At 68.8% G+C, this 25,253-nt stretch carries 27 protein-coding genes; 9 read left to right on the top strand and 18 right to left on the bottom strand.

Translation table 11 applies throughout. The features are described 5' to 3' along the window. Window positions 1-17: 17 nt before the first annotated feature. Window positions 18-437: a hypothetical protein gene (locus tag VGU65_RS08465; RefSeq protein WP_327474630.1), complete on the bottom strand. Its 420-nt coding sequence runs from the start codon at window positions 435-437 to the stop codon at window positions 18-20. 46 nt (window positions 438-483) lie between these two features. Between VGU65_RS08465 and VGU65_RS08460 the strand changes: the two genes are divergently transcribed. Together VGU65_RS08460 and VGU65_RS08455 are read left to right on the top strand one after the other, a co-directional pair. Then, window positions 484-1,728, top strand: a complete 1,245-nt coding sequence (locus tag VGU65_RS08460; RefSeq protein ID WP_327474629.1) for an alkaline phosphatase family protein — start codon at window positions 484-486, stop codon at window positions 1,726-1,728. Window positions 1,729-1,827: 99 nt separating this feature from the next. Beyond that, entirely contained in the window at window positions 1,828-3,069 is a 1,242-nt protein-coding gene (locus VGU65_RS08455; protein ID WP_327474627.1) for an alkaline phosphatase family protein, read from the top strand. 86 nt (window positions 3,070-3,155) lie between these two features. Here the strand turns inward: VGU65_RS08455 and VGU65_RS08450 are convergent, their stop codons facing one another. From VGU65_RS08450 to VGU65_RS08440, 3 genes are all read right to left on the bottom strand, one after another. Then, entirely contained in the window at window positions 3,156-4,415 is a 1,260-nt protein-coding gene (locus VGU65_RS08450; RefSeq protein ID WP_327474626.1) for an MFS transporter, read from the bottom strand. 219 nt (window positions 4,416-4,634) lie between these two features. Then, window positions 4,635-4,787 (bottom strand): hypothetical protein, encoded by a 153-nt coding sequence (locus tag VGU65_RS08445; RefSeq protein ID WP_327474624.1) that lies wholly within the window; start codon window positions 4,785-4,787, stop codon window positions 4,635-4,637. Between the two features lie 75 nt (window positions 4,788-4,862). Beyond that, entirely contained in the window at window positions 4,863-6,242 is a 1,380-nt protein-coding gene (locus VGU65_RS08440; protein WP_327474622.1) for a formimidoylglutamate deiminase, read from the bottom strand. A 99-nt stretch (window positions 6,243-6,341) separates the two neighbouring features. On the opposite strand from VGU65_RS08440, the gene VGU65_RS08435 reads away from it, so the two are divergent. Genes VGU65_RS08435 through hutI form a run of 3 tightly spaced genes read left to right on the top strand, consistent with a single transcriptional unit; the run spans window position 6,342 to window position 10,606 of the window. Then, window positions 6,342-7,907, top strand: coding sequence for a GNAT family N-acetyltransferase (locus tag VGU65_RS08435; RefSeq protein ID WP_327474620.1), 1,566 nt, complete (start codon window positions 6,342-6,344; stop codon window positions 7,905-7,907). A 42-nt stretch (window positions 7,908-7,949) separates the two neighbouring features. After that, window positions 7,950-9,380, top strand: a complete 1,431-nt coding sequence (locus tag VGU65_RS08430; protein WP_327474618.1) for a chloride channel protein — start codon at window positions 7,950-7,952, stop codon at window positions 9,378-9,380. Continuing rightward, a complete protein-coding gene (gene hutI / locus VGU65_RS08425) occupies window positions 9,377-10,606 on the top strand; it encodes an imidazolonepropionase (RefSeq protein WP_327474616.1) in 1,230 nt (409 codons plus the stop codon). The genes VGU65_RS08430 and hutI overlap by 4 nt, the downstream gene beginning before the upstream one ends. A gap of 101 nt (window positions 10,607-10,707) precedes the next feature. Here hutI and VGU65_RS08420 read toward each other — a convergent pair whose 3' ends face one another. The 8 genes from VGU65_RS08420 to gltX form a co-directional block, all read right to left on the bottom strand. Then, on the bottom strand, window positions 10,708-11,511 hold the full coding sequence (locus VGU65_RS08420; RefSeq protein WP_327474615.1) for a cysteine hydrolase family protein: 804 nt from the start codon (window positions 11,509-11,511) through the stop codon (window positions 10,708-10,710). A gap of 8 nt (window positions 11,512-11,519) precedes the next feature. Beyond that, entirely contained in the window at window positions 11,520-11,987 is a 468-nt protein-coding gene (locus VGU65_RS08415) for a PA2171 family ribosome-binding persister protein (protein WP_327474613.1), read from the bottom strand. Between the two features lie 144 nt (window positions 11,988-12,131). Next, the gene (locus tag VGU65_RS08410; RefSeq protein ID WP_327474611.1) at window positions 12,132-12,293 is read right to left on the bottom strand and encodes a 30S ribosomal protein THX; all 162 of its coding nucleotides are present in this window, start codon (window positions 12,291-12,293) and stop codon (window positions 12,132-12,134) included. Window positions 12,294-12,396: 103 nt separating this feature from the next. Next, window positions 12,397-13,332, bottom strand: coding sequence for a cation diffusion facilitator family transporter (locus tag VGU65_RS08405; RefSeq protein ID WP_327474610.1), 936 nt, complete (start codon window positions 13,330-13,332; stop codon window positions 12,397-12,399). A gap of 47 nt (window positions 13,333-13,379) precedes the next feature. After that, window positions 13,380-13,802: a MerC domain-containing protein gene (locus VGU65_RS08400; protein WP_327474608.1), complete on the bottom strand. Its 423-nt coding sequence runs from the start codon at window positions 13,800-13,802 to the stop codon at window positions 13,380-13,382. A gap of 241 nt (window positions 13,803-14,043) precedes the next feature. Next, the gene (locus VGU65_RS08395) at window positions 14,044-14,496 is read right to left on the bottom strand and encodes a transcriptional repressor (protein ID WP_327474606.1); all 453 of its coding nucleotides are present in this window, start codon (window positions 14,494-14,496) and stop codon (window positions 14,044-14,046) included. Window positions 14,497-14,598: 102 nt separating this feature from the next. Then, entirely contained in the window at window positions 14,599-14,871 is a 273-nt protein-coding gene (locus tag VGU65_RS08390) for a hypothetical protein (RefSeq protein ID WP_327474604.1), read from the bottom strand. 16 nt (window positions 14,872-14,887) lie between these two features. Further along, a complete protein-coding gene (gene gltX / locus VGU65_RS08385; RefSeq protein ID WP_327474602.1) occupies window positions 14,888-16,288 on the bottom strand; it encodes a glutamate--tRNA ligase in 1,401 nt (466 codons plus the stop codon). A gap of 91 nt (window positions 16,289-16,379) precedes the next feature. Between gltX and VGU65_RS08380 the strand changes: the two genes are divergently transcribed. Next, complete coding sequence (locus VGU65_RS08380; protein WP_327474600.1) at window positions 16,380-17,108, top strand: transporter; 729 nt, start codon at window positions 16,380-16,382, stop codon at window positions 17,106-17,108. A gap of 18 nt (window positions 17,109-17,126) precedes the next feature. Here VGU65_RS08380 and VGU65_RS08375 read toward each other — a convergent pair whose 3' ends face one another. Next, a complete protein-coding gene (locus tag VGU65_RS08375) occupies window positions 17,127-17,444 on the bottom strand; it encodes a hypothetical protein (protein ID WP_327474598.1) in 318 nt (105 codons plus the stop codon). 401 nt (window positions 17,445-17,845) lie between these two features. Between VGU65_RS08375 and VGU65_RS08370 the strand changes: the two genes are divergently transcribed. Both VGU65_RS08370 and VGU65_RS08365 read left to right on the top strand, forming a co-directional pair. Further along, window positions 17,846-19,003 (top strand): glycosyltransferase family 4 protein, encoded by a 1,158-nt coding sequence (locus tag VGU65_RS08370; RefSeq protein WP_327474596.1) that lies wholly within the window; start codon window positions 17,846-17,848, stop codon window positions 19,001-19,003. Next, window positions 18,981-19,523, top strand: coding sequence for a phosphatase PAP2 family protein (locus VGU65_RS08365; RefSeq protein ID WP_327474594.1), 543 nt, complete (start codon window positions 18,981-18,983; stop codon window positions 19,521-19,523). The genes VGU65_RS08370 and VGU65_RS08365 overlap by 23 nt, the downstream gene beginning before the upstream one ends. A 350-nt stretch (window positions 19,524-19,873) precedes the next feature. Here the strand turns inward: VGU65_RS08365 and accD are convergent, their stop codons facing one another. The 3 genes from accD to trpB form a co-directional block, all read right to left on the bottom strand. Beyond that, window positions 19,874-20,743 (bottom strand): acetyl-CoA carboxylase, carboxyltransferase subunit beta, encoded by an 870-nt coding sequence (gene accD, locus VGU65_RS08360; protein ID WP_327474592.1) that lies wholly within the window; start codon window positions 20,741-20,743, stop codon window positions 19,874-19,876. A gap of 90 nt (window positions 20,744-20,833) precedes the next feature. Further along, a complete protein-coding gene (trpA, locus tag VGU65_RS08355) occupies window positions 20,834-21,634 on the bottom strand; it encodes a tryptophan synthase subunit alpha (protein WP_327474591.1) in 801 nt (266 codons plus the stop codon). Then, window positions 21,631-22,842 (bottom strand): tryptophan synthase subunit beta, encoded by a 1,212-nt coding sequence (trpB, locus tag VGU65_RS08350; protein ID WP_327474590.1) that lies wholly within the window; start codon window positions 22,840-22,842, stop codon window positions 21,631-21,633. The genes trpA and trpB overlap by 4 nt, the downstream gene beginning before the upstream one ends. Window positions 22,843-22,966: 124 nt before the next feature. Here trpB and VGU65_RS08345 point away from each other — a divergent pair, with 124 nt between their 5' ends. Next, entirely contained in the window at window positions 22,967-23,857 is an 891-nt protein-coding gene (locus VGU65_RS08345) for a LysR family transcriptional regulator (RefSeq protein ID WP_327474589.1), read from the top strand. On the opposite strand, the gene VGU65_RS08340 is transcribed toward VGU65_RS08345, so the two are convergent. Then, window positions 23,854-24,471, bottom strand: coding sequence for a phosphoribosylanthranilate isomerase (locus VGU65_RS08340; protein WP_327474587.1), 618 nt, complete (start codon window positions 24,469-24,471; stop codon window positions 23,854-23,856). The genes VGU65_RS08345 and VGU65_RS08340 overlap by 4 nt on opposite strands. After that, window positions 24,468-25,235 (bottom strand): tRNA pseudouridine(38-40) synthase TruA, encoded by a 768-nt coding sequence (gene truA, locus VGU65_RS08335; protein WP_327474585.1) that lies wholly within the window; start codon window positions 25,233-25,235, stop codon window positions 24,468-24,470. Before truA ends, VGU65_RS08340 begins: the two co-directional genes overlap by 4 nt. Between the last annotated feature and the right edge of the window lie 18 nt (window positions 25,236-25,253).

The following is a 25,253-nucleotide window of genomic DNA, read 5'->3' as shown; positions in this document are numbered from 1 at the left end:
CGCGGCCGCCGGGCGGATCAACCGCCGCTGCGTGGCGTGGCCGGCTCGCTGGCGGGATGAACCACCGGCGGCGCCACGGCGCTCTGGTAGCGGTCCAGCACGTCCTGCTGGCGCATGCGGTAGAGCTCGCGCTGCGCCTGGTCGGCCTGGTCGAGCCTCGCGGCCCGCGCCGGGTCGGCGGCATAGGGCTTGCGCAGCGCCTGCATCTGGCGCTCGCGCAGCTGTTCCTCGACCTGGTTCTTCTGCAACTGGTCGCGCACCTGTTGTTCCCGGACCGCCTGCTGGAATCGCGCATTCGCCGGCGGCTGCACGATGACCACCGGCCGCGGCGGCGGAACTGGCTGTTTGGGCTTGGCCTGCCATGCACCGGCAACGATCGGCAGCACGGCGAGCGCGATGGCACCGAAGCGAAACAATGGACGGGTTCTTAGCGTCATGGGGCGATGCGATGATGCGCGATTGATTCATCGTAAGTGTCCCCCTATGAAAATCCTGTTTCGCCTGTTGTGCTGCCTGGCGTTGGCATTCAGCGCCGGTTGCGCGACGGCGCCGCGCAGCGCGCAGCGGCCCAAGCCGCTGCTGCTGGTCTCCATCGACGGCTATCGCACCGGCTATCTCGAGCGCGGCCTGTCGCCCACGCTGGCCACATTGGCGCGCCATGGCGTGCGTGCCGAGGCGATGCAGCCCTCGTTTCCCTCGCTCACGTTTCCCAACCACTACGCCCTGGTGACCGGCCTGCGTCCGGACCACCACGGCATCGTCAACAACACCATGTACGACGCGCAGCTGGGCAAGTTCTCGCTCGGCAACCGCAAGGCGGTGAGCGATGGGCGGTGGTGGGCGCAGGGAACGCCGCTGTGGGAAACGGCCGATCGGCAGGGCCTGCGCACGGCCACGATGTTCTGGCCTGGTTCCGAAGCCGACATCCATGGCCATCATCCGGATTACTGGAAGCCCTACGACGGCGCGGTGACGCCGGATGAGCGCGTCGACCAGATCCTGGCCTGGCTGGACCTGCCGCCCGCAAAACGCCCGAGCTTCCTCACCCTCTATTTCGACGCGGTCGACCACGCCGGCCACAGCTATGGCCCCGACACGCCGCAAGTGGATGCGGCCCTGCGCCAGACCGACCAGGCGCTGGCCCGGCTGCTGCAAGGCCTCAAATCGCGTGGCCTGTTCGACCGGGTCAACCTGCTCGTGCTGGCCGACCACGGCATGGCCGCGGTCCCGCTGGAGCACAGCGTGCTGATCGAACGGCAGTTCGACCTCGATGAAGTGCAGGTCGTGAGCCTCGGGGTGCTGGCAGGCTTCAACCCCAAGCCAGGCCACGACTTCGCCGCGGTCGAGGCCAGGCTGGAACAGCCGCATCCGCACATGCGGTGCTGGGACAAGACCCGTGTCCCCGCGCGCCTGCACTATGGGCGCAACCCGCGCGTGCCGCAGCTGCTGTGCCTGGCCGACGTGGGCTGGCGCATCACCACAGCGGAATACCTCGCCTCACACGCGGGCCACGTCAGCCTGGGCGAGCACGGCTACGACAATGCCGCGCCGCAGATGCAGGCATTGTTTGTCGCCCATGGCCCGGACTTCCGCGACGGCGTCACGGTGCCCGCCTTCCCCAACGTGGACGTCTACCTGCTGATGACGCACCTGCTGGGCATACCCGCACAGCCCAACGACGGCGACTACCACGCGGTCGAGGGCATGCTCGTGCCAGCGACACGCTGACGCATGAGTCCGCTCTCGCTGCAATAGCCGTAACGGCAGGTGCGACGCGGGAGGAAGCTCCGGATGATCCGCGGCTCCCTCCCCTCCACGTCCCCCCGCATGCGCAACCTCATTCGCCTCGCCTGCCTGTGCCTGGCCGCGCTGGCCGCCGGCTGCTCGACCCCGCCAGCGCGGCCGGTCGCACGCACGCCGCTGCTGCTGGTTTCCATCGACGGCTTCCGCGCCGACTACCTCGACCGCGGCTTCAGTCCCGCGCTGCGGTCACTCGCCGCCGAGGGCGTGCAAGGCGCGGGAATGCAGCCCTCGTTCCCCTCGCTGACCTTCCCCAACCACTACAGCCTGGTCACCGGCCGCTACCCGGACCACCACGGCATCGTCGACAACGCGATGTCCGTGCCGGCGCTGGGCCGATTCACCCTGGGCAACCGCGCCGCGGTGAGCGACGGGCGCTGGTGGGACCAGGCCGAGCCGATCTGGGTCACCGCCCAGCGCGACGGCATGAAGACGGCGACGATGTTCTGGCCCGGTTCGGAGGCGAGCATCCACGGCCGCCGCCCGGACTACTGGTTGCCCTACGACGGCGACATGGGCTACGACGCGCGGGTCGACCACGTACTGCAGTGGCTGGACCTGCCGCCGGCGCAGCGCCCAGGCTTCATCACGCTGTACTTCGAGGCGGTCGATTCGGCCGGCCACTACGAAGGGCCGGACGCGCCGCAAACCGACGCGGCGATCGCCGAGGTCGACCACGCGCTGGCGCGCCTGATCGCCGGACTGAAGCGGCGCGGGCTGTATGACCGGTTGAACCTGATCGTGCTGGCCGACCACGGCATGGCCTCCACGCCGCCGGCGCAACGCATCTTCCTCGACCACCTGATCGATCCGACGTACGTGCAGGTGGTCTCGACCGGCGCGATCGCCGGCATCGTCCCCGCGCCCGGCCACGAGGCGGAGATCGCCGACGCACTGCTCAAGCCACAGCCGCACATGCAGTGCTGGCGCAAGGCCGACATCCCGGGCCGCCTGCACTACGGCGGCAACGCGCGCGTGCCGCCGCTGTTCTGCCTGGCGCAGGTGGGCTGGCTTATCACCCACAACCAAGCCACCGCGCTGCACCACGGCAAGCCGTTGCGGGGCGAGCACGGTTTCGATAACGCGGACCCGACGATGCGCGCCCTGTTCGTGGCGCACGGCCCGGCGTTCCGCCCTCGTACCTGGATGCCGGTGTTCCCGAACGTGGACGTCTATCCGCTCATGACGCACCTGCTGGGCATACCCGCACAGCCCAACGACGGCGACTACCGCGCGGTCGAGGGCATGCTCGAGCCGGCCGCGCGCTGAGGGACGGTCTATCCGGCATCCGGCGGCTACCCGCCTCCGGTGCCTTCACCACGGGGCGGACGAAAGGCCTCGCAGCCGCCGTTCGGCTAGGGCAGCGGCGGCTCGGTGCCCGGCGAGGGCGGGCCGGGCAACGGCTGCAGGAAATACAGCCGCCACGCGATCAGCAACCCCGCCAGCACCATGGCGCCGATGAATGCAGCCACGCCATTCCAGCCGAGCGCCGCGTAGAACAGTCCACCGCACGCGCCGGCCAGGCTCGAGCCCATGTAGTAGGCGAACAGGTACAACGAGGACGCCTGCGCCTTGGCCGCGCCGGCACGGCGTCCGACCCAGCTGCTGACTATCGAGTGGCCGCCGAAGAAGCCGAAGGTCACCGCCACCACCCCGCCGACCACCAGCACGAGCGGGTGCAGCGCGGTCATGCCCACGCCCGCGAGCATCAGCGCAAAAGTGGTCCAGAGCACCCGACGCCGACCTAGCCGGCCGGCCAGGTGGCCCATCCAGGCCGAGCTGAAAGTGCCGATCAGGTACACGCTGAAGATCAGTCCGACCACCGCCTGGCTCAGGTTGTACGGCGCGGCGAGCAGGCGATAGCCGATGTAGTTGTAGACGGTGACGAAGGCGCCCAGCAGCAGGAAACCCTCGACGAACATCCATGGCAGGCCGGCATCGCGGAACACGCCGGCGAAGCGCGACAAGAGCGCGCGCATTTCGAGCGGTTGCCGCTCGAAATGCCGCGATGGCGGCAGCAGGCGCCAGAACATCAGGGCCGACGCCAGCCCGATCCCGGCCACCACCAGCACGCCCACGCGCCAGTCGAAGAAATCGGCCAGCACGCCGGTGACCAGCCGCCCGCCCATGCCGCCGATCGCGTTGCCGCTGATGTACAGGCCCATGCCCAGGCCGATCGAGTCGGGATGCATCTCCTCGCTCAGCCAGGTCATCGCCACTGCCGGCAAGCCGCTCAGGCTGAGCCCCAACAGGGTGCGCAGCACCAGCAGGCTGGCCCAGCCGGGCACCAGCGCGCTCAGCAACACCAGCAGCGCAGAGGAAAGCAGCGACACCGTCATCACCAGCTTGCGTCCGCAGGCATCGGACACGGCACCGGCGAAGAGCATCGCGAATGCCAGCACGCCGGTCGTCAGCGAGAGAGACAGGGCGCTGGTCGCCGCACTCACGCCGAACTCCTTGCTGAACTCGGGCATCAACGGCTGCACGCAGTAGAGCAGGCCGAAGGTAGCGATGCCCGCGGCGAACAGGGCCAGGTTCGCCTGGCGGAACAAGGGCGTGCCGTGGCGGATCAGGCCGTCGTCGCTGCCGGCGACCGGCGTTGAGGTTTCCTTCATCGGCACGGCGCCTTGCATTGCGGGGAGCGGGAGAGCGCATTGTCCTCTTCGCCGGCAGGCCAGGCCAGCGCACGCATCAGGCGCCCTGCTCGGACGGAGGTAACGGAAGCCGGAGACCTCGCTCCGCGGGAAACGCCGGCCACGACACCCAGGACGCGTGCGACCTGGCCCTACGGCACAACAGACCGAAATGCGCGCGACTGGCAGTCCAGGGCTCGCTCAGCGATACCCCTCGACCCAGACGTGGGCCGGTGCCCAGTAGCCCGGGACCCACACACAGACGCGATGCGCAGGCACGACCACGCACCCGGAAAGTGCGAGGCTGCCGGCCAGCAGCATGGCAGTGGTGAACAACGACAGGACGCGACGCATGGGCAACTCCTTGGCTTGGATGGCAAGCGCAGGAACGCCGTTGCGGGGGCAGCGATGACGTCGGCCCATCGCCTTTCAGGCGGCAGTGCGGTCCGCCAGGCGCCGCACAGTTGCGCGGTAGCGCTGGGCGATGCGCTCCTCGTCGTGGTGGCGGAACTCGCGCACCACCCAGCGCCCGCCGCACATCACGTCGCGGACCAGCGGCGTGTTGCCGGCAAAGATGAAGCTGTCCAGCAGCGAAGCCTCGTCGCGCGAGGCGAGCAGCGGCGAGCCGTCGTCGAGCACGAGCAGATCGGCGCGGCATCCGGGGCGGACCGCGCCGACCGGCACGGCGGCCGCCTGCGCGCCACCGCGTAACGCCGCGCGCCACAGCGTCTGGCCGACGCTCGCGCCTTCGTGGCGGGCGGCGATGTTGCGATGACGGGTAGCCAGACGCTGGCCGTACTCCAACCAGCGCAGCTCCTCGACCGGGGAGATGGAGATGTGCGAATCGGAGCCGATGCCCAGCGTGCCGCCGGCGTCGAGATAGGCGGCCAGCGGAAACAGGCCATCACCCAGATTCGCCTCGGTGGTCGGACACAGTCCCGCGACCGCGCCGCTGCGGGCCAGGCGCGTGGTTTCGTCTTCGCTGAGGTGGGTGGCGTGCACCAGGCACCAGCGTGCGCCGACATCCGCGTGGTCCAGCAACCACTCGACCGGCCGCGCACCGCGGATCGAGAGGCAATCCTGCACTTCGCCGATCTGCTCGGCGACGTGGATGTGGATCGGGCCGTCCTGCGCCAGCTCGCTGGCGAGCACGACCTGCAGCGCGTCTTCGGTCACCGCGCGCAGGGAATGCAGGGCGATGCCCACGCGCAGGCCGGCATCCTGATAGCTGCGCAAGGTATCGAGCAGGCGCAGGTAGCCGTCCACCTCATGGCCGAAGCGGCGCTGCCGCGCACCCAGCGGCCGGCCGTCGAAGCCGCCACGCATGTAGAGCACGGGCAGCAGGGTCAGGCCGATGCCCGCCTCGCGCGCCGCTTCGACCAGCGCCAGCGACATGGCCTCCGGCGGGGCATAAGGCAGGCCGTCGGGACGGTGATGCAGGTAGTGGAACTCGCACACCTGCGTGTAGCCGGCCTTGAGCATCTCCACGTACAGCTGGGCGGCGATCGCCTTCAGTTCATCCGGGCCCACCGAGGCGGCGAACGCATACATGGTTTCGCGCCAGGTCCAGAAGCTGTCATCCACCTTGCCCCGGCGCTCGGCCAGGCCCGCCATGGCCCGCTGGAAAGCGTGCGAATGCAGGTTGGGCATGCCCGGCACCACCCAGGTACCGAGCGTCTCGGCAGGGCCATCCTCCACCGCCTGCACCACACCGTCGGCGTCGATGCCGAAGATGCCTTCGCGCGCCCAGCCATCGTCCTGCCATAGGTGACCGGCGTGGCAACGGCGCAGACGGGTGGACTGGGTCATGGGCGGCTCCTCGCAAGGCGGCAGTGTACCGGGCTTGCTCCCTCCTCCGCGGGCCGGCAACCGACGCTTCCACCACAAACGCCCCCGGATACTGCGCCCATGGCCAAAAAGTCACCAGAGCAGACCGCCAAGCTCCTGCTGCGCCTGGCACGCCCCGAGGACGTGCCGGCGCTGGTGGACCTGACCGCCCGCGTCTATTCGCCCGTGTGGGGCCATTCGGCCGAGATGTTGCGCTCGCAGCAGACGCACTTTCCCGAAGGCCAGTTCGTGGTGGAGTACGCCGGCAAGGTGGTCGGCTACTGCGCCACCTTCCGCATGGACGAGGCCACGGCGCTCGGTCCCCACACCTGGATGCAGATCACCGGCGGCGGCATGGCCTCCCGGCACAAGGCCGACGGCGACTGGCTGTACGGCATGGAGGTGGTGGTGCACCCGGACTACCGCGGCATGCGCATAGGCCAGCGGCTCTACCACGCGCGCAAGCGACTTTGCATGGACCTGAAGCTGCGCGGCATCGTGTTCGGCGGGCGCGTTCCCGGGCTGGCGAAGCACATCGGCCGCTACGGCAGCGCCGAGGCCTATGTGCGGGCGGTCATCGCCGGCGAGCGGCGCGACGCCACGCTCAGCTTCCAACTGGCCAACGGCTTCGAGGTGATCGGCCTGCTGCGCGCCTACGTGCCATCGGACCATGAATCGCTCGGCTGGGCGGTGCACCTGGTGTGGCGCAATCCGGCGCTGCTCGACCACCCGGACATACCGCCGATCCCCTCGCCCCGGCACCTGCCGGACCTGGTTCGCGTGGCCTCGGTGCAGTACCTGCAGCGGCGGATCCGCTCGTTCGAGGAATTCGCCACGCAAGTGGAATATTTCACGGATATCGCGGCCGACTACAACGCCGACTTCGTTACTTTTCCCGAACTGATCACGCTGCAGTTGCTGTCGATCGAGAACGAGGAACTCGCGCCGGTCGAGACCATCCGCAAGCTCAGCCAATACACGCCGCAGGTGAAGGAGCTCTTCGGCCGCCTGGCCGTGCGCTACAACATCAACATCATCGCCGGCTCGCATCCGACCGAACAGCCCAACGGCGACATCCACAACGTCTGCTATGTGTGCCTGCGCGACGGCTCGCTGCACGAGCGCGAGAAGCTGCACCCCACGCCTAGCGAGCGCAATGTCTGGAACATCACCGGCGGCGAGGGCGCCGCGACCATCCAGACCGACTGCGGCCCGATCGGAGTGATGATCTGCTACGACTCCGAGTTTCCGGAGGTGGCCAGGCACCTCACCGACCAGGGCGCGCTGATCCTGTTCGTGCCCTTCTGCACCGACGTGCGCGAAGGCTACCTGCGCGTGCGCTACTGCTCGCAGGCACGGGCGATCGAGAACCAGTGTTACGTGGTGCTCTCGGGCAACGTGGGCAACCTGCCGGGGGTGAACAACTTCGACATCCAGTACGGGCAGAGCTGCATCCTCACGCCCAGCGATTTCCCGTTCGCGCGCGACGGCGTGGCGGCCGACTCCACCCCCAACATCGAAACCGTGCTGTTCGCCGACCTGCGCCTGGAAAGCCTGGCCCGCGCACGCAACGCCGGTGCGGTGACCAACCTCAAGGACCGGCGCTTCGATCTGTACGAGATGCGCTGGCGGCCTGCGCCGCTGTGACGTCCATTGGGACGCACGCGTACTTTCGGCGATAATCGCTCGATGCCTTCATCCAACCCGCGCCTGCGAGCCCTGCTCGGCCACGAGTTCTTCGCCCCGCACCAGTGGAAGCGGCGCATCGCGCTGTGGAGCGGTGCGGTGCTGGTAGCCCTGACCGCGATCCTGTTCGCCAAGGCGAGCACATGGGCATACCACCTGTTCCTGCACATACTGACGTATGGCGTTTGGATTCCGCTGATCCTGACGCCCGCGGTGTTCGGCCTGCTGTCATGGGCCACCGCCGGACGCATGCGTGCCACCCGCGGCAGCGGCATCCCGCAGGCGATCGCCACGCTGCACGTGGAGGACGAACACTTCCGGCAGACGATGCTGGCGCTGCCGGTCGCGGCCGGCAAGATGCTGCTCACGCTGATCGCGCTGGCGGCGGGCGGCTCGATCGGCCGCGAGGGGCCGACGGTGCACGTGGGCGCGGGGCTGTTCTACAGCTTCGCGCGGCGCTTCGGCTTCAGCGACCCGAAGGCGGCTTCGCGCTTCATCCTCGCTGGCGGCGCGGCGGGTATCGCCGCGGCCTTCAATACGCCACTGGCCGGCGTGGTGTTCGCCATCGAGGAACTGGCCGGCACCTTCGAGCATCGCTTCAGTGGCCTGCTGCTTACCGCGGTGATCGTCGGCGGCGTGGTGTCGCTGGGCATCATGGGCAACTACGCCTATTTCGGCACCGTGCAAGCCAGCCTGCCGCTGGGCCATGCCTGGCTGGCAGTGCTGCTGTGCGGCGTGGTCTGCGGCCTGTTCGGCGGCCTGTTCGCGCGGCTGATCCTGCTCAGCAGGCGCGGGCCGCTGGCGCAGATCGGCGCGCTGCGTGCCCGCTGGCCGGTCGCCTTCGCCACCGGTTGCGGGCTGGTGCTGGCGGTACTGGGCGTGCTGTTCCACGGCTCGGTCTACGGCACCGGCTACGACCAGGCGCGTGCGATCGTGCAGCAGGCCGCGGTGACGCCGGGCGAAAGCTTCGGGCTGGCCAAGCTTGCCGCCAACGTAGTCTCGTACTGGGCCGGCATTCCCGGCGGCATCTTTTCGCCGGCATTGGCCGTCGGCGCCGGCCTGGGCCAGAACATCGCGCATTTCCTTCCCGGCGTGCCGGCCGCGGCGGTGGTGCTGCTGGGCATGAGCGCCTACCTGTCCGGCGTCACCGGCGCCCCGCTCACGTCGGCAGTGATCGCCATGGAGTTGACCGCCAACCAGGCGATGATCATTCCGGTCATGGCCGCCTGCCTGCTGGCTCGCGCGGCCGCATCGCTGCTCAGTCCCACGCCGGTCTACAAGGACTTCGCCGAACGCCTGGTGCAGGAGTTCGAGCGCCAGCAGGTAGCGCACCGGGCCGGGCCGGGGAAGCCGGTCGAGCACGTCGGCCCGAGCAGCGCCTTCGACGAGCCGGCGGCTCCTCCGGACGAACCGCCCCCCATGGCTAAGCCATGAGTCCTTCCCGCTGGGACCACTTGTTGCTCGACGCCACGCTGGCGACCTTCGCCGGCGAGCGCCCTTTCGGGCTGATCGAGTCCGCCGCGCTGGCCATCAAGGACGGCCGCATCGCCTGGCTGGGACCGGTCGCCGACCTGCCGGGCCAACCTGAAGCGATGGCCGCCTCCGTCGAGCGGCTGGACGGCGCACTGGTCACCCCCGGGCTGATCGACTGCCACACGCACCTGGTCTTCGGCGGCGATCGCGCGCACGAGTTCGACCTGCGCCTGAACGGCGCCAGCTACGAAGAGATCGCCAAAGCCGGCGGCGGCATCACTTCCACCGTGCGCGCCACCCGCGAGGCCGACGAGGACGAGCTCCTGCGCCAGAGCCTGCCGCGCGCGCAGGCCCTGCTGCGCGATGGCGTGACCACGCTGGAGATCAAATCGGGCTATGGACTGGACCTGCCTACCGAGCGGCGCATGCTGCGCGTTGCGAGGCACCTGGGCGAGAAGCTCGGCATCACCGTCCGCACCAGTTTCCTGGGCCTGCATGCACTGCCGCCCGAGTACCGCGAGCGCCGCGCGGACTACGTGGCGAAGGTGAGCGAGTCGGTGCTGCCCGCACTGGCCGGCGAGGGCCTAGTCGATGCAGTGGATGCCTTCTGCGAGGGCATAGGCTTCAGCCGCGAGGAAACCGCGCGCGTGTTCGAACGCGCACAGGCGCTGGCCTTGCCAGTCAAGCTGCACGCGGAACAGCTTTCCGATCTCGACGGTGCCGCGCTGGTCGCCCATTACCACGGGCTCTCGGCCGACCATCTGGAACACCTGAGCGACTCGGGCGTGCGCGCCATGGCGGCCGCCGGTACCGTGGCCGTGCTGCTGCCCGGCGCCTTCTACGCGCTGCGCGAAACCCGCCTGCCGCCAATCGACGCGCTGCGCGCGCATGGGGTTCCCATCGCCATCGCCACCGACTGCAATCCGGGCACCTCGCCGCTGCTCTCGCTGCGGCTGGCAGCCAACATGGCATGCACGCTGTTCCGGCTCACGCCCGAGGAGGCGCTGCGCGGCGTCACCGTCAACGCCGCCCGTGCACTGGGCGTGGCCGACCGCGGCACGCTCGCCATGGGCCAACGTGCAGACCTGGCGGTATGGCGCGCACGGCGTCCGACGGAACTATGCTACTGGATCGGTGGCGAGCTGCTGCGCAGCGTCTGGGCCGGTGGCGTCCGGGTCGTCACCTAGAGGCGACCGGAACCCACCTTCGCGCAAAGCCCGTGACAGGGCCGACCGGCCTAATCAGGTGCGCAAGCGATGCGGCGCAACATGCCGCCCTACACCGGCGGCTACGGTTCCGGCGTCTTGGCGGGAATGAACGGCGATACCGGATCGCTGGCGGGGAAGGTCTCCTCAACCGCCTCGTCGGTGAGATCGCTCTCGTGGGCCTTGCGGCCTTTCCGCTCGTTTTCCGTCTCCGGCCGCTGCGGCGCGGCATGGTCGGGGTGCCTGATGTCTTTGCGGTCGTGGCTGCTCATGGTGTGGCTCCGCTGGGTGTTGTTCCATTCCGGCAGGCGCGCGTCGATGCGCGTGATGTCGGCCTTGGCAACCTCCTGCATGCAAGCGAGGGCGCGCTGGTTGCGCAAGGGCGTCTGCGATGCGATGCCGTCGGCCGGCACCCACAGCGAGAATCCGCGCATCTGCGCGTCCAGCGCGGTGCGCAGCACGCAGTCGTCGCCGCCGATGCCGACCACGGCGAGCGCCTGCACGCCAAGCTTTTCGATCAGCGTGGACAGCGGCGTCTCGTAGAACGCCGAATGCCGCGGCTTGAGCACGAAATAGTCCTCGACGCCGGGCAACAGTCCGTCGCTCAATGCCGCGCCCCGCGAACCGACGCGCCGGCAATGTTCGATGATCTTGGCCAGGTCGGCGTGCCAGCGCCCGAAGTTGTCGTTGGCGTAGATCACGGGCAACCGGCGCGCGTGGTACCAGTCACGCAGTTGGGCGATGGCGCTGGCCGCCGGCATCGCGTGTTCCAGCAACGCTTCGCCGCCGTCGAACTCGAGGTCGTTGAGCATGTCCACGATCAGCAACGCGCTGCGCGAAAACTCGAAGGGCGCATCGGAGTCGGTCTGGACGGTGCTGTTGCCCATCGCCGCCATCAGCCCGCTTGCGCCTTTTTCTTGAGTTCCAGCTTGCGCTGCGCCAACTGCTCGCCGAGTTCCTCCAGCGTCTTCTTGCTCATCAGCGCCTTGGCGCGCTTGAACATCTCCTTTTCTTCCTCGTCGGCGTGATGCTCGAACAGCTCCTTGAGCACCTTGGTGCGACCGGAGAACTTCTCGCTTCCGGCGTCGGTCTTGAGCAGGTCCGGCAACACCAGGTCGCCGGCAGCGCGATGCTCCTCGAGGGCCTCGAAATACATCTCGGCGTCGTCCTTGCTGTCGCCCGAATTCTTGAAGGCCGGATAGAAGATTTCCTCCTCGATGGTGTTGTGCACCGTGAGGTTGGTCTGGATCTTCTCGAGCAGCTCTTTCCGCTTCTTCACGGCGCGGGTGGTGGTGCCGGAGAGCTCCTCCAGCAGCGCACGCATGTTCTTGTGGTCCTGCGTCAAAAGCTCGATTGCGTTCATGTGCGCTCCGTCGTCCGCCTGCCCGGGAACACTTCCACGGTTGCGGTGAAGCGCGTGTCTTCCAGACTTGGATTCATGCGGAGCTGCAAAAACAAAAACCCCCGCGCGAGCGGGGGTTCTGCAATCGGCCGCGGGAAGGGACGCTCAGGCGGACTTCTTCCTCGGGGCGGCCTTCTTGGCGGCGGCCGGCTTGGTCACGGTCGCCTTGGCGCCGACCACGGCCGGCTGCACGTCATGCGCGCGCGTGTTGCCGTAGCTGCCGCGGTAGGTCTTGCCGCGACGGGTCTTGCGATCGCCCTTACCCATGGGAACTCCTTGATTCGTAATGCGTGAATGGCCTGACATCGTAGCAGCGGCCGGTCAAAGCGCAAGGGCTTCCCGATGCCCTCTGGCACCCGGCGGCACGCGATCAACGGTGCCCGTGCCCGAGGCAGTCGCGCGCCCGGTCGGTGCACGTACCGGCATCGACCTGCACGGTCACGTGCAGGATGCCGAAGCGCTTGCGCAGCAGTGCATGGATGGCCGCCACGGCAGCCCCGCCGTCGCCATCGCCCACCTGCGCGTGCAGCGTGGCCATGCGCGAGCCGGAGGCGAGCTGCCAGACGTGCAGGTGGTGGATGTCGCGGATCGAGCCATCGGCCTGCCGCAGCGCCTGCTCGACCTCACCGACATCGAGATCCTCGGGTACGCCTTCGAGCAGGATGTGCGCCGATTTGCGCAGCAGCCGCCAGGCGTTGCCCAGGATCAGCAGCGACACCAGCAGCGAAAGCACCGGATCGGCCCAGTTCCAGTGCAGCCAGCGCACGGCCAGTGCCGCCAGCACGGCGCCGACCGAGCCGAGCAGGTCGCCCAGTACGTGCAGGCTGGCGCTGGCCATATTGACGTCGTCGTGCGCATGGCCGTGCAGGATGCGCAGCACCAGCAGGTTCACCAGCAGGCCGACCGCCGCCACCGCCAGCATCACGCCGGAGAGGATCGCGCCCGGATGCATCAGGCGCAGCGCCGCCTCGTAGGCGATGAAACCGACCAGTACGAACTGGGTCAGTGCATTGACGAAGCCGGCGAGCACCTCCAGCCGTCCGTACCCATAGCTGCGGCGGGCATCGGCGGGGCGCAGGGCGAGCCTCGCGCCGGCGAAAGCCAGCGCGAGCGCGAGCGCATCGACCATCATGTGACCGGCGTCGGCGAGCAGCGCGAGCGATCCCGACCAGAAGCCGCCGACCGCCTCGGCCAGCAGCATCAGCAGGGTCAGCAGGAAAGCGAGCAGCAGCTTGCGGCCGCGCAGATGGCCGTTCTGGTCGTCGTGATCGTGATCGTGGGATTGTTGCGGCTGAGCGTGAGTCATCGCGCCATCCTAGAAACGCCTCGCCGCGTTACACAATCACCGCGTGCTCAGTGCACGCAGCCGGGCTTGTGCACGTGCGGTTGCCGCCGGTCGATGCGCAGGTTGACGAAATGCGCGCTCGCCAGCAGCACGCCGCCGCAAGTCACCAACGTGGCATGCAAAGCGAGCTGGTACTGCTCGGCCACCGTCACGCCCAGCAGCAGCAGCCACAACCCAGGAAACGCCAGCATCAAAGGCACCGGCCGGCGGTGCCGGCGATAACCGTTGACCAGCGTCAGCAGCGCCAGCACGCAGGCGAACACCACGAAAGCCCGTTCGAAACGAATATCGGCGAGGAACTGCAGCCCCAGCAACGGCAGCAGCGCCAGCACGAACGGAAGCGCCGCGCAATGGATTGCGCACAGAAACGACGCGACGGCGCCGAAGCGATCGGCGGTCTGCCATGCGCGGGAAGGTGGCGGCTGGGCCATCGATGGCGTCCATGGAAGGAACGTCGATCATGTTACTTTATAACGCAGCCGACTGTCATTGTCCCGCAACCGCCGGTCAACCGGGCGGCCATGGCGGCGTTCTAGTCTGATCGGACACAGGACCCGCTGCCTGCCAGCGGGTCGACCATTTTCCGGTGCGGCAACGTTCCCTCCCCGCCAACACCGGGAAAACCGCGGGGCGCGATACGGGATGTATCGCGCCCCGCACCCCTTCCGCCGCTCAGCCCTTGCGGCACTGCTTGCACAGGCCGTGGACTTCCAGCGTCTGCGCTTGCGGGCGGAAGCCGAAGGCGCGGGCCTGGGCCTCGATCAGCTCCGCCACCCGGGCGTCGCACACTTCCTGCGCGCTCGCGCAGTTGTCGCAGATCAGGAACGGCACCTGATGCGCCTCGGCCGGATGATGGCAGGAGACGTAGGCGTTGATCGACTCGAGCTTGTGGATGAAGCCCTGTTCGAGCAGAAAATCCAGCGAACGGTAGACCGTGGGCGGCGCGGCATTGCCGTGGCGCTCGCGCAGCTGGTCGAGCAGGTCGTACGCCTTGATCGGCTTGCCAGCCGCGGCGATCAGCTCGAGCACCTCCTTGCGCAGCGGCGTCAGGCGCAGTCCACGCGCCTCGCTGGCGTGCTCGACCGCCGCCACGAAACCGTGGGCGTCGTCGTGATGATGGTGCATATGCGCCTTGCCTGACACGTCGCGTTTCCCGTAAGCCTCGGCAGATGATAGACCCGTGCCCAGCCGATAGGTTGGGACGGCTGCGCGCGTTCCCAACCGCCGCTAGCGCCGCGGCAGCGGCGGTGGCGCTCCGCGTCGGGGCCGGCGCAGGATGACCAGCCAGCCGATCGGACCCAGCACGAACGACCAGGCGATGCCTTCGGCGGTTCGCCCCCTCCACCGGCCCAGGACGGCGCCGACCGCAATGAAAAGAAGATTCCACCAGATCAGCGCGCCCCACGGCACCAGCGCCATCAGGTTCAGGAAGACCCGCCAGAATGCGCCCGGCGCTTGCGGATCGACGCCCTGCATGGCCCGGGCGAGCAGCTCGTCCACGTGGGGGCGCCGCGCCTCAGCTCTGCGCGCGCGCGAGCGCGTCGGCGATGCGCTCGATCGCTACCGAACGACCGGCCAGATAGATGGTGTGGTCGATCGACGGCGATACCTGGGTGCCCGTCATCGCCACGCGCAGCGGCTGGGCGATCTTGCCCATGCCTAGCTCCAGTTTTGCGGCGATCCGCTCGATCGCCTGGTGAATCGACTCCGGCTTCCATTCGACCTCGGCCAGCAGGATCCGGGCTTCCTTCAGCACGGCCACGGCGCTTTCGTTCTGCAGGTGCTTGGCGACCGCCTTGTCGTCCCATTCGGTGATCGGCGCGTACCAGATCCTGGCGCGCTCGGCCATTTCCTTGAGCGTGTGCACGCGGTCGCGCAGCGCAACGATGACATCGGCGGGCGCGGGTCCCCGTCCGGCGTCGATTCCTGCACGCTGGAGGTGCCACGCGAACTCGGGTGCGAGCGCCTGCGGATCGTCGGTCTTGAGGTAGTGCTGGTTGAGCCAGGCGAGCTTTTCGGTATCGAACCGCGAGGCGGCCTTGTTCACGTCGGAAATATCGAACAAGCGGACCATCTCCTCGCGCGAGAAGATCTCCTGGTCGCCGTGCGACCAGCCCAGCCGCACCAGGTAGTTGAGGATGGCGTGAGGCAGGTAGCCCGCGTCGCGGTACTCCATCACGCTGACCGAGCCGGTTCGCTTGGACAGCTTCTTGCCTTCCTTGTCCAGGATCATCGGCAGATGCGCGAACTCCGGCACCGGCGCGCCCAGCGCCTTGTAGATGTTGATCTGGCGCGGGGTGTTGTTGACGTGGTCGTCGCCGCGGATGACCTCGGTGATTCCCATGTCGATGTCGTCCACGACCACGGCGAAGTTGTAGGTCGGCCAGCCGTCGGAGCGGAAGATCACCAGATCGTCGAGTTCGGCGTTGGCCCACTCCACTCGGCCCTTGACCTTGTCCTCGAACACCACCGAACCCTCGGTCGGGTTCCGGAAACGGATCACGCGGTTGGGGTCTTCCCGATACGGCTCGTTGCGGTCGCGGTAATAGCCGTTGTAGCGGGGCTTCTCGCCCTTGGCCATGGCGGCCTCGCGCATGGCTTCGATTTCTTCCTTGCTCTCGTAGGCGTAGTAGGCCTTGCCCTCGGCGAGCAGGCGCTCGGCCACTTCCCTGTAGCGGGCCAGGCGATGGGTCTGGTAGACCGCCGGCGCGTCGGCGGAAAGGTCCAGCCAGGCCATCGCGTCGAGGATCGCCTGCACCGCCTCGTCCGTGGAGCGCTCGCGGTCGGTATCCTCGATGCGCAGCAGGAACTGCCCGCCGCGGCGGCGCGCTTCCAGCCAGCAGTACAGCGCGGTGCGCGCGCCGCCGATATGCAGGAAACCGGTGGGACTGGGAGCGAAACGGGTGCGGACGGTCATGGGAAGTCTTCTGGTGCGAGGCCAAACGAAGGATTTTAGCCGATACCCGGCGTCCAGCCGACGTACGGTGCGTGCGGCACGTACGTTGCTGATGGCGGCTGCCGGATGGCTCGTAGCCATCGGGGGCGCGCGTGCGGACAACCCCGGCTACGATCGCCCGGGCATCGGCTTCACCCCTGCGGTGCTCGGCGCAGGCCAGGTCACCTGGGAACAGGGCCTGCCCGACTGGAGCCTCGACCGCGTCGATGGCGTCACTTCGCGCCAGGCCAACATCGACACCTTGCTGCGCGTGGGGCTGGGAGGCCCGCTCGAACTGCAGCTCGGCATCGTGCCCTACGCTCGCCTGCGCAGCGGCGACCAGAGCAACGATGGCCACGGCGACAGCAGCCTGGGCCTGAAATTCGCCCCCTCGGCCGAGGGCCCGTTCACCTGGGGCCTGCTCGCCAGCGTGGAATTCACCGACGGCTCGCCGCCGTTGCGCGCGGATCGGCGGCAGTACTTGCTGGGAACGCAATTCAACCTTCAACTCGATGCGCGCAACGCGCTGGGCCTGTACCTGGAGGACGTTCGTGCCGGCCGCACGAACCGCACCACGATCGCCCTGGGCGAGAGCTTCGCGTTACGCCCGGACCTCAATGTCTACACCGAGGCGGCCTGGCTGCGCGTGCCCGGACGGGGAAGCGGCGGGCTGGCCGGCGCCGGGATCGCCTGGCAGGCCACGCCGCGCGTGCAATGGGACGTCGGGCTGGACCGGCGCCTCGCCGGCGCCGCGCCGCGCTGGCTGGCCAATCTCGGTGTCTCGGTGTACTTCGGGCGCTGACCGCACCCGTTCGCCCGATCAGCGCACGCCGTTCTCGCAGCCCCAGCCGGAGCAGATGAGCATGTTCGGGTCGCGATGGAACGCTCCGAGCAACATCGCCGAAACGCTGCCTGCCGAAGGCGGCATGATCTCGGGCGTGGCCTGGTCGATCTCAATCTGCGGTGGCGCGTTGTCTGGCGGTGCCTGACGCAGGACGAACTTCACCACGAAGAGCTGGTGATGTGAGGAAGGCGCTTCATGCAGCGTCGCCGCGGCCTGCAGCGGTTCCATCGCCACGGTGGCGATCGCGGCGCTCGGTAACGCCAGCATCGCGGCGGCAATGAGCCTGGCTTTCATGGGGGACCTCCGGGCGAGCCTGCGTATTTCACGTGGATGGTAATCCTGCGGGAGATTACCGGCGCATCGGCACGTGATTGGAGTCTCCCGACTCCAGCGTATCGGATCAGGCACGAGCTTGAGAACGGTTCTGGCCGGTCGGCTGAAGGTCGGATACGTCGACCGGCAAGTAGTGGCGCCCAGTGTGCTGCGTGTCCACCCCAGCCGGCGCCACGCCCACGCCCTTCAATCCGAAGCGGGCCGTGACGTCGCGCCCCACGGTGGCGCCATCCGTTTCATGGGCCGGCTCCTCGCCGGGCCGGCCGTACGGCGCTGGCTTGCGTCATGCCGTGGTCACCGGCCCGCCACCGCCGCGCAACGCGTCGGTCCGAAGCTGTCCCCGACCGTGATGGGGACTTGCAATGCGCATCGGCATCGTCAGCGAAACCTATCCGCCACAGATCAACGGCGTCGCGCTGACCGTGCATGGGCTCACGGCCGGGCTGGCCGCGCGCGGGCACAGCGTCGAGCTGGTGCGCCCGCGCCAGCGCGATGCGTTCGAGGATGAGCCGGGCATCCTGGTCCAGGAAGTACACGGCGTGGCGCTCCCACGCTATCCCGGCCTGCGCATGGGGCTGCCCGCGGGCCGCCTGCTGCGCGAGCGCTGGCGGCGCCTGCGGCCGGATGCACTGTACATCGCCACCGAAGGCCCGCTCGGCCACTCCGCCCTGCGCGCCGCGCTCCGGCTGGGCATTCCCGTGGCCACCGGCTTCCACACCCGCTTCGACACCTATGCCGCGCACTATGGCCTGCGCGTGCTCGGGCCGGCCGTGCGGCGCTACCTGCTTCGCTTCCATCGTCGGGCCGATGCCACGCTGGTGCCCACCGACGCGCTGGCCGCGGAGCTGCGCGGCCAGGGCCTCGACAACGTGCAGCTGCTGCGCCGTGCGGTGGATACCGCGCAGTTCCATCCCGCCTGGCGCGACCCGGCGCTGCGTGCCGGTTGGGGCGCCGACGGAAGCACGCCGGTGGTTCTGTACGTAGGACGCATCGCGGCGGAGAAGAACCTTGCGGTGGCCGTCGAGGCCTTTCGGGCCATCCAGCAGCGCATGCCCGCGGCGCGCTACGTATGGGTGGGCGAAGGACCTGAGCGCACCGCGCTGGCGGCAGCGAATCCCGATTTCATCTTCGCCGGCGCGCAGCGCGGCGAATCGCTCGCGCGCCACTACGCCAGCGCGGACGCGTTCCTCTTTCCCAGCCTGAGCGAAACCTTCGGCAACGTGATTCTCGAGGCGCTTGCCGCAGGACTGCCGGTAGTGGCTTTCGACCAGGGCGCCGCGCACGATCACCTGCGCCATGGGCACAACGGCTATGGCATCGCACCGGGAGACACGGAGGGTTTCATTGCCGCCGCGGCGACGCTGGCATGCAACCCGGGTCTGATAAGGCACATGGGACGTGCCGCGCGGGCCAGCGTCGAACGGCTGTCGCCCGATGCCGTGTTGCGCGAATTCGAAGCACTGCTTTGCGGGCTTGCACGCGGGGAGAGTCCGGTCCATGGCATCTGCGCCCACGCCTGAGTTGCCGCGCTTCGCGCTGGACCTCAAGGTCTGCGTGCTCGCCAATCGGTGGGGTACGCGGCGCGCGGTCGGTGTGGCGTTCGGGATCGTAAGCCGCCTGGGCGACGGCGTGTTCTGGTATGCACTGATGCTGGCGCTCGCGCTGGCCGATGGCAGGCGCGGCGCCAGCGCTGCGGCGCACATGGCGGCTACCGGCTTGGGTGCGCTGCTGCTCTATCGCGTGCTCAAGCGCTGGACGCGCCGGCCACGGCCGTTCCACGCCTGCCCGGGCGTGGTCGCGCACGTGGCGCCGCTGGACGAATTCAGTTTTCCCTCCGGACACACCCTGCAGGCCGTGGGCTTCACGATCGTGGCGCTGGCCTGGTATCCGGGCCTGGCGCCTTTGCTGCTCGGCTTCACCTCGCTGGTGGCGATGTCGCGCGTGGTGCTCGGTTTGCACTACCCGAGCGACGTGCTGGCGGCGATCGGCCTGGGCAGCGTTCTCGGCTGCGCCTCGCTTTGGCTCGCCGGTCTCATCTAGCGGTACCGCCGCAGGCCGGTCCGGGACGTGTCAGCGGTGGTAACCGCAACACTGGTCAGTTCGTGTCCATGCTGTCGCTTCTCGCTTGCCGATCAGCAGGATAGGCCACCTATCCACAGGCTTGCCCCAGCCGGCTCCACAGGCATTGTGGAAAAGTCGTCGAGCGACGGCGCGCTCCGCCTCGCTCATGGGCAAAACTTCGCCAGGATGTGCCAAGTGCCTGTCGGCAAAGCGGGCTGCGTGGTTTGTCCACAGGCTTATCCGTAAGGCATCCACACAAGCTGTGGAAAAGCCGGCCGCCGAAACGACGATGCCGCCCGAAGGCGGCATCGTCATCGCACGGGCGGCGATCACGCCGCGCGCGGTGCCTTCATCAGCAGGCCGAACAGCTCGGCGAGCTTGTCGCGCATCTCGCGGCGGTCGACGATGAGGTCGATCGCGCCGTGCTCGAGCAGGAATTCCGAGCGCTGGAAGCCCTCCGGCAAGGTCTCGCGCACGGTCTGCTCGATCACGCGCGGGCCGGCGAAACCGATCAGCGCCTTGGGCTCGCCGATGTTGATGTCACCGAGCATGGCCAGGCTGGCGGATACGCCACCGGTGGTCGGGTTGGTCATCACGCTGATGTAGGGCACGCCGGCGTCGCGCATGCGCGCCAGCGCGGCGGACGTCTTGGCCATCTGCATCAGCGAGAACAGCGCCTCCTGCATGCGCGCGCCGCCGGTGGCGGAAAAGCACACCAGCGCGCTCTTGTCGGCCAGCGCGCGCTCGGCGGCGCGAGTGAACTTCTCGCCCACCACCGAACCCATCGAGCCGCCCATGTAGGAGAACTCGAACGCTGCCGCGACCAGCGGGCGGCCCTTGAGGCGGCCGCTCATGGTCACCAGCGCATCCTTCTCGCCGGTGGACTTCTGCGAGGCGACGATGCGGTCGCGATACTTCTTGGAGTCGCGGAACTTCAGCGGATCGGTGGGCTCGAGGTTGGCCCAGAGCTCCTGCATGGAGCCCTCGTCGAACAGCGACTTCAACCGCTCGCGTGCACCGATCGGATGATGGTGGCCGCACTTGGGACAGACCATCAGGTTGCGCTCGAGCTCCGGCCGGTACAGGACCGTACCGCAGCCGCCACACTTCTCCCATACGCCCTCGGGTACCTTGCCCTTGCCGGCCGGCGCACTGCGCGCGCCCGCGCGTGGAGTCATGATTTTCTGCAGCCAGTTCATAGTGACGCCTCTGGTGAAGCAACCATTCTAACCGAGAACGGCCCCTTCCCCAGCGCAGCGCCCTACCCCACGCAGGCCCCATGCGGCGGCTCAGGCCGCGTCCAGCGCGGCCCGGATCGGCTGCAGGAACGCCCGCGCGCGGCCGGCGATCTCCGGCTCGGTGGCCGCACCGGCCAGGCTCTCCACCAGCGCGCTGCCGATCACCACCGCGTCGGCGAAACCGGCGATGGCCTTGGCGGTGGCCGCGTCGCGCACGCCGAAGCCCACGGCCACGGGCGCGGCGGCGTACTCGCGCAGACCCGCCACGCGGGAGGCGATGTCTGCCGTGCTCAGCCGCGCAGCCCCGGTGATACCGGCGAAGGACACGTAATAAAGGAAGCCCTCGGCGGCAGCGCACAAGCGCGTCAGGCGCTCCGGCGCCGTGGTGGGTGCGGCGAGCAGGATCTGCCGCAGCCCCGCCTCGCGCAACGGCTGCACCACGGCCGATTCCTCCATCGGGCAATCCACCAGCAGTACGCCATCGACGCCCGCCTGCACCGCCGCCTCGGCGAAGCGCGCGTAGCCGTACATCTCGATCGGGTTGAGGTAGCCCATCAGCACCACCGGGGTATCGCCATCGCGCCGGCGGAACTGGTTCACCCAGCCAAGCACGTCGGACAGGCCAACGCCCCTGGCGATCGCCCGCTCGCTGGCGTGCTGGATCACCGGCCCGTCGGCCATCGGGTCGGAGAACGGCACGCCCAGCTCGATCAAATCCGCGCCGGCCTCGACCAACGCGTGCATCAACGCGACCGTGTGTTCCGGCGACGGGTCGCCCGCGGTTACGAACGGAATAAGTCCAGTGCGGCCGGCGTCCCCGAGCGCGGCGAAGCGGCGGTCGATGCGGTTCATACCTGAACTCCCTCGCGCGCGGCGATGGTGTGTACGTCCTTGTCGCCGCGGCCGGAAAGATTGCACAGCACCAGCGCATCCTTCGGGTACTCGCGGGCCAGTTTCATCGCCTGCGCCACGGCGTGGCTCGACTCGAGCGCGGCCAGGATGCCCTCGTTGCGCGCCAGCAGATGGAATGCCTCCAGCGCCTCGTCGTCGGTGACGCCCACGTACTGGGCGCGACCGGCATCCTTGAGGAAGGCGTGTTCAGGGCCGACGCCGGGGTAATCCAGGCCCGCCGAGACCGAATGCGTCTCGGTGATCTGTCCGTCGTCGTCGCACAGAACGTAAGTGCGGTTGCCATGCAGCACGCCTGGCCGTCCGGCCGCGAGCGAGGCGGCGTGATGACCACTGGCCAGGCCCAGGCCCGCCGCCTCGGCGCCGACGATGCGCACGCCGGCGTCATTGAGAAAGGCATGGAACAGGCCGATCGCGTTGGAGCCGCCACCGACGCAGGCGGTGATCACGTCGGGCAGCCGGCCGTATTGCTCCAGCACCTGCTCGCGCGCCTCGCGCCCGACGATGGCGTTGAAGTCGCGCACCATCTGCGGATAGGGATGCGGACCGGCCACCGTGCCGATGATGTAGAAGGTGTCGGCCACGTTGGTCACCCAGTCGCGCATTGCCTCGTTGAGCGCGTCCTTGAGCGTCCTGGAGCCCGAGGTAACGGGTACGACCTGCGCGCCCAGCAGCTTCATGCGGTAGACGTTGATCTTCTGCCGCTCGATATCCAGCGCGCCCATGTAGACCACGCATTCGAGCCCGAAGCGGGCGGCGACCGTGGCGGTGGCCACGCCGTGCTGGCCCGCGCCGGTCTCGGCGATCACCCGTGGCTTGCCCATGTGGCGGGCGACCAGCGCCTGACCGACCGTGTTGTTGATCTTGTGCGCGCCGGTGTGGTTGAGGTCCTCGCGCTTGAGCAGGATCTGCGCGCCGCCGACGTGCCGGGAAAGCCGCTCGGCGTGGTAGACCGGGCTGGGTCGGCCCACGTAGTGCCTGAGGTCGCGATCGAGCTCGGCCAGGAAGCGGGGGTCCTGGCGCAGGCGCTGGTAGGTCGCGGTCAGCTCGGCCAGCGGCGCCATCAGCGTCTCGGCGACATAGCTGCCGCCGTAGGCGCCGAAACGGCCGTGCTCGTCCGGCCAACGGTGGAAATCCTGGATCGATGACATGTGAGTTCCCGTGCAGTACCCGCGGCCGCCCGGCGGACTGGGACGGCGGATCACGCACGCTAACGCAGGGCGGCTGAAGGGAAAAGCGATAAGATCGCTTCCATCTGTCAGCAAAACTCACACGATGTCAGCCCCACGCGACCTGCCGCCGCTCAACGCACTGCGCGCCTTCGAGGCAACCGCCCGGCTGACCAGCGTCAGTCGCGCGGCCAGGGAACTGCACGTCACCCACGGCGCCATCAGCCGGCAGATCCGTGCCCTGGAGGAAGCCCTGGGCCAGCCGCTGTTCGCCCGGCAGGGACGCGGCCTGGCGTTGACCGCGCCTGGCCAGCAACTGCGCGATGGCGCGGGGGCGGCGTTCGAGCATTTGCGCGATACCTGGAAGCGCCTGTCCGCAGCCGAGGCGGAACGGCCGTTCGTGCTCGGATGTCCTGGCAGCCTGCTGGCACGCTGGGTCATTCCGCGGCTGGACCAGCTCGGCCGTGACCTGCCCTCGCTGAAGCTGCACCTGAGCGCACAGAAAACGCCCTTCGAGCCGGCACTGCCGGGCCTGGACGCCGCGCTGCTGCTCGCCGAGCCACCCTGGCCACAGGATTGGCGGGTACGCGAACTGGCAACCGAGCACATCGGACCGGTGCTGAGCCCACGCTGCACGCTCGCCGGCCGCCTGAGCGGCCAGCCCGCGCGCGCGCTCGTCGGCGAGCCGCTGCTGCACACCAGCTCGCGCCCGCAAGCATGGTCCCAATGGGCGACCGCTAACGGCATCGCACCGCAGGAGCTGGTTCACGGCCAGGGCTTCGAGCACCTGTACTACCTGCTGGAAGCGGCCGTGGCCGGACTTGGAGTCGCCATCGCGCCGATGCAGCTGGTGGCCGATGACCTTTCCTCGGGCCGCCTGATCGCGCCCTGGGGATTCGCCCCGACGCAGGGCCGCTGGATTCTCGCCGCCTCGCGCCGCAGCCAGGACGAGCGCATCGACGCACTGGGTGCGTGGCTGCGCGAAGCACTCGGCTAGCAGGCCTCGCGCACCGCCTGGATGAAGGCGCGCATCCTTTGCGGGTCCTTGATTCCGGGCGCCGACTCGATCCCGCTGGACACGTCCACGCCCCATGGCCGGGCGATGCGGATCGCCCGGGCCACGTTGCCCGCGTCCAGGCCGCCGGCCAGGATCAATGGCTGCGCCAGGTCACGCGGCATCAGCGACCAGTCGAAGCTCCGGCCGGTGCCGCCGGCCTCGCCCAGCCCGTGGCCATCGAGCAGCAGGCCCGCGGCGCCGGGGAAGGCGCGCAGCAGCGGCAGGGCCGCGTCGGGCTCGCCCATGGCGATGGCCTTGAGGTAAGGCCGCCCGAACTGGGCGCACCAGGCATCGTTTTCGGAACCGTGGAACTGCAGGAGTTGCGGCTGCACGGCGTCGATCACCTCGTCGACGAACACGGCGTCGTCGTCCATGAACAACGCCACCGTAGCGACCATCGGCGGCAACGCGCGCACGATGGCACGCGCCTGCCCGATGCCCACCTGCCGGCGGCTGCGCGCGGTGAAGACCAGGCCGATGGCGTCGGCGCCCAGTTCGGCGGCGAGCAAGGCGTCCTCGATGCGGACCATGCCGCAGCACTTGATGCGGGTCACGCGCTCACCTCCGCCGGCAGCTGCCAATGGTGCTCGTAGCGTGGCCCGAGGAAGGTAAGGCCCGAAGCCGGCGCGGTCGGGCCCGCGACCTCGCGGTCGCGGCCGGCCAGCAGCTCGCCCGGCCAGGTGACCGGCCGCTGCCCGCGCCCGACCAGCAGCAGCGAACCGACGATGTTGCGAACCATGTGGTGCAAGAAGGCATTGGCTTCGATGTCGATGATCACCTGTGCGCCCTCGCGGCGCACCTGAAGCCCGAGCACGCTGCGGCGCGCATGGGCGGCCTGGCAGGACACGGCGCGGAACGCGGAGAAGTCGTGTTCGCCGAGCAAGGCCTGCGCCGCAGCATGCATCGCCCCGGCATCCAGCGGCAGCCGTTCCCAGGTCACGTAGCGAGCATCCAGCGCTGCCCGCACCGGGCGATTGAGGATGGCGTAGCGATAGCGCCGGCTGCGCGCCGAGAACCGCGCATGGAAGGCCTCCGGCACGGCTCGCGCCCACAATACCGCCACACTTGCCGGCAGGTTCGAACACGCCCCCAGCACCCAGGCACGCATATCGCGCTCGACCGGCGCATCGAAGTGCACCACCTGGCAACGCCCGTGCACGCCGGCATCGGTGCGCCCGGCGCAGGTCACCTCGACGGGATGGGCCGCCACGCGCGATAGCGCCCGCTCGAGCGCACCCTGCACGGTGGCGCCGTGGGTCAGGCGCTGCCAGCCGAGGAAATCGGTGCCGTCGTATTCGACGCCCAGGGCGATGCGCATGGATGGAATCCTGCAGAA

It is taken from the genome of Frateuria sp., assembly GCF_035943815.1.
Taxonomy (GTDB): Bacteria; Pseudomonadota; Gammaproteobacteria; order Xanthomonadales; family Rhodanobacteraceae; genus Frateuria_A.
Note: the sequence above shows the minus strand (reverse complement) of the source record. Positions and strands in the feature narration are given on the sequence as shown.

Excerpts from the sequence above, each read along its gene's own strand:
- VGU65_RS08465 (WP_327474630.1), bottom strand. The coding sequence starts at position 437 with ATGACGCTAAGAACCCGTCCATTGTTTCGCTTCGGTGCCATCGCGCTC.
- VGU65_RS08460 (WP_327474629.1), top strand. The coding sequence starts at position 484 with ATGAAAATCCTGTTTCGCCTGTTGTGCTGCCTGGCGTTGGCATTCAGC.
- VGU65_RS08455 (WP_327474627.1), top strand. The coding sequence starts at position 1,828 with ATGCGCAACCTCATTCGCCTCGCCTGCCTGTGCCTGGCCGCGCTGGCC.
- VGU65_RS08450 (WP_327474626.1), bottom strand. The coding sequence starts at position 4,415 with ATGAAGGAAACCTCAACGCCGGTCGCCGGCAGCGACGACGGCCTGATC.
- VGU65_RS08445 (WP_327474624.1), bottom strand. The coding sequence starts at position 4,787 with ATGCGTCGCGTCCTGTCGTTGTTCACCACTGCCATGCTGCTGGCCGGC.
- VGU65_RS08440 (WP_327474622.1), bottom strand. The coding sequence starts at position 6,242 with ATGACCCAGTCCACCCGTCTGCGCCGTTGCCACGCCGGTCACCTATGG.
- VGU65_RS08435 (WP_327474620.1), top strand. The coding sequence starts at position 6,342 with ATGGCCAAAAAGTCACCAGAGCAGACCGCCAAGCTCCTGCTGCGCCTG.
- VGU65_RS08430 (WP_327474618.1), top strand. The coding sequence starts at position 7,950 with ATGCCTTCATCCAACCCGCGCCTGCGAGCCCTGCTCGGCCACGAGTTC.
- hutI (WP_327474616.1), top strand. The coding sequence starts at position 9,377 with ATGAGTCCTTCCCGCTGGGACCACTTGTTGCTCGACGCCACGCTGGCG.
- VGU65_RS08420 (WP_327474615.1), bottom strand. The coding sequence starts at position 11,511 with ATGGGCAACAGCACCGTCCAGACCGACTCCGATGCGCCCTTCGAGTTT.
- VGU65_RS08415 (WP_327474613.1), bottom strand. The coding sequence starts at position 11,987 with ATGAACGCAATCGAGCTTTTGACGCAGGACCACAAGAACATGCGTGCG.
- VGU65_RS08410 (WP_327474611.1), bottom strand. The coding sequence starts at position 12,293 with ATGGGTAAGGGCGATCGCAAGACCCGTCGCGGCAAGACCTACCGCGGC.
- VGU65_RS08405 (WP_327474610.1), bottom strand. The coding sequence starts at position 13,332 with ATGACTCACGCTCAGCCGCAACAATCCCACGATCACGATCACGACGAC.
- VGU65_RS08400 (WP_327474608.1), bottom strand. The coding sequence starts at position 13,802 with ATGGCCCAGCCGCCACCTTCCCGCGCATGGCAGACCGCCGATCGCTTC.
- VGU65_RS08395 (WP_327474606.1), bottom strand. The coding sequence starts at position 14,496 with ATGCACCATCATCACGACGACGCCCACGGTTTCGTGGCGGCGGTCGAG.
- gltX (WP_327474602.1), bottom strand. The coding sequence starts at position 16,288 with ATGACCGTCCGCACCCGTTTCGCTCCCAGTCCCACCGGTTTCCTGCAT.
- VGU65_RS08380 (WP_327474600.1), top strand. The coding sequence starts at position 16,380 with ATGGCGGCTGCCGGATGGCTCGTAGCCATCGGGGGCGCGCGTGCGGAC.
- VGU65_RS08375 (WP_327474598.1), bottom strand. The coding sequence starts at position 17,444 with ATGAAAGCCAGGCTCATTGCCGCCGCGATGCTGGCGTTACCGAGCGCC.
- VGU65_RS08370 (WP_327474596.1), top strand. The coding sequence starts at position 17,846 with ATGCGCATCGGCATCGTCAGCGAAACCTATCCGCCACAGATCAACGGC.
- VGU65_RS08365 (WP_327474594.1), top strand. The coding sequence starts at position 18,981 with ATGGCATCTGCGCCCACGCCTGAGTTGCCGCGCTTCGCGCTGGACCTC.
- accD (WP_327474592.1), bottom strand. The coding sequence starts at position 20,743 with ATGAACTGGCTGCAGAAAATCATGACTCCACGCGCGGGCGCGCGCAGT.
- trpA (WP_327474591.1), bottom strand. The coding sequence starts at position 21,634 with ATGAACCGCATCGACCGCCGCTTCGCCGCGCTCGGGGACGCCGGCCGC.
- trpB (WP_327474590.1), bottom strand. The coding sequence starts at position 22,842 with ATGTCATCGATCCAGGATTTCCACCGTTGGCCGGACGAGCACGGCCGT.
- VGU65_RS08345 (WP_327474589.1), top strand. The coding sequence starts at position 22,967 with ATGTCAGCCCCACGCGACCTGCCGCCGCTCAACGCACTGCGCGCCTTC.
- truA (WP_327474585.1), bottom strand. The coding sequence starts at position 25,235 with ATGCGCATCGCCCTGGGCGTCGAATACGACGGCACCGATTTCCTCGGC.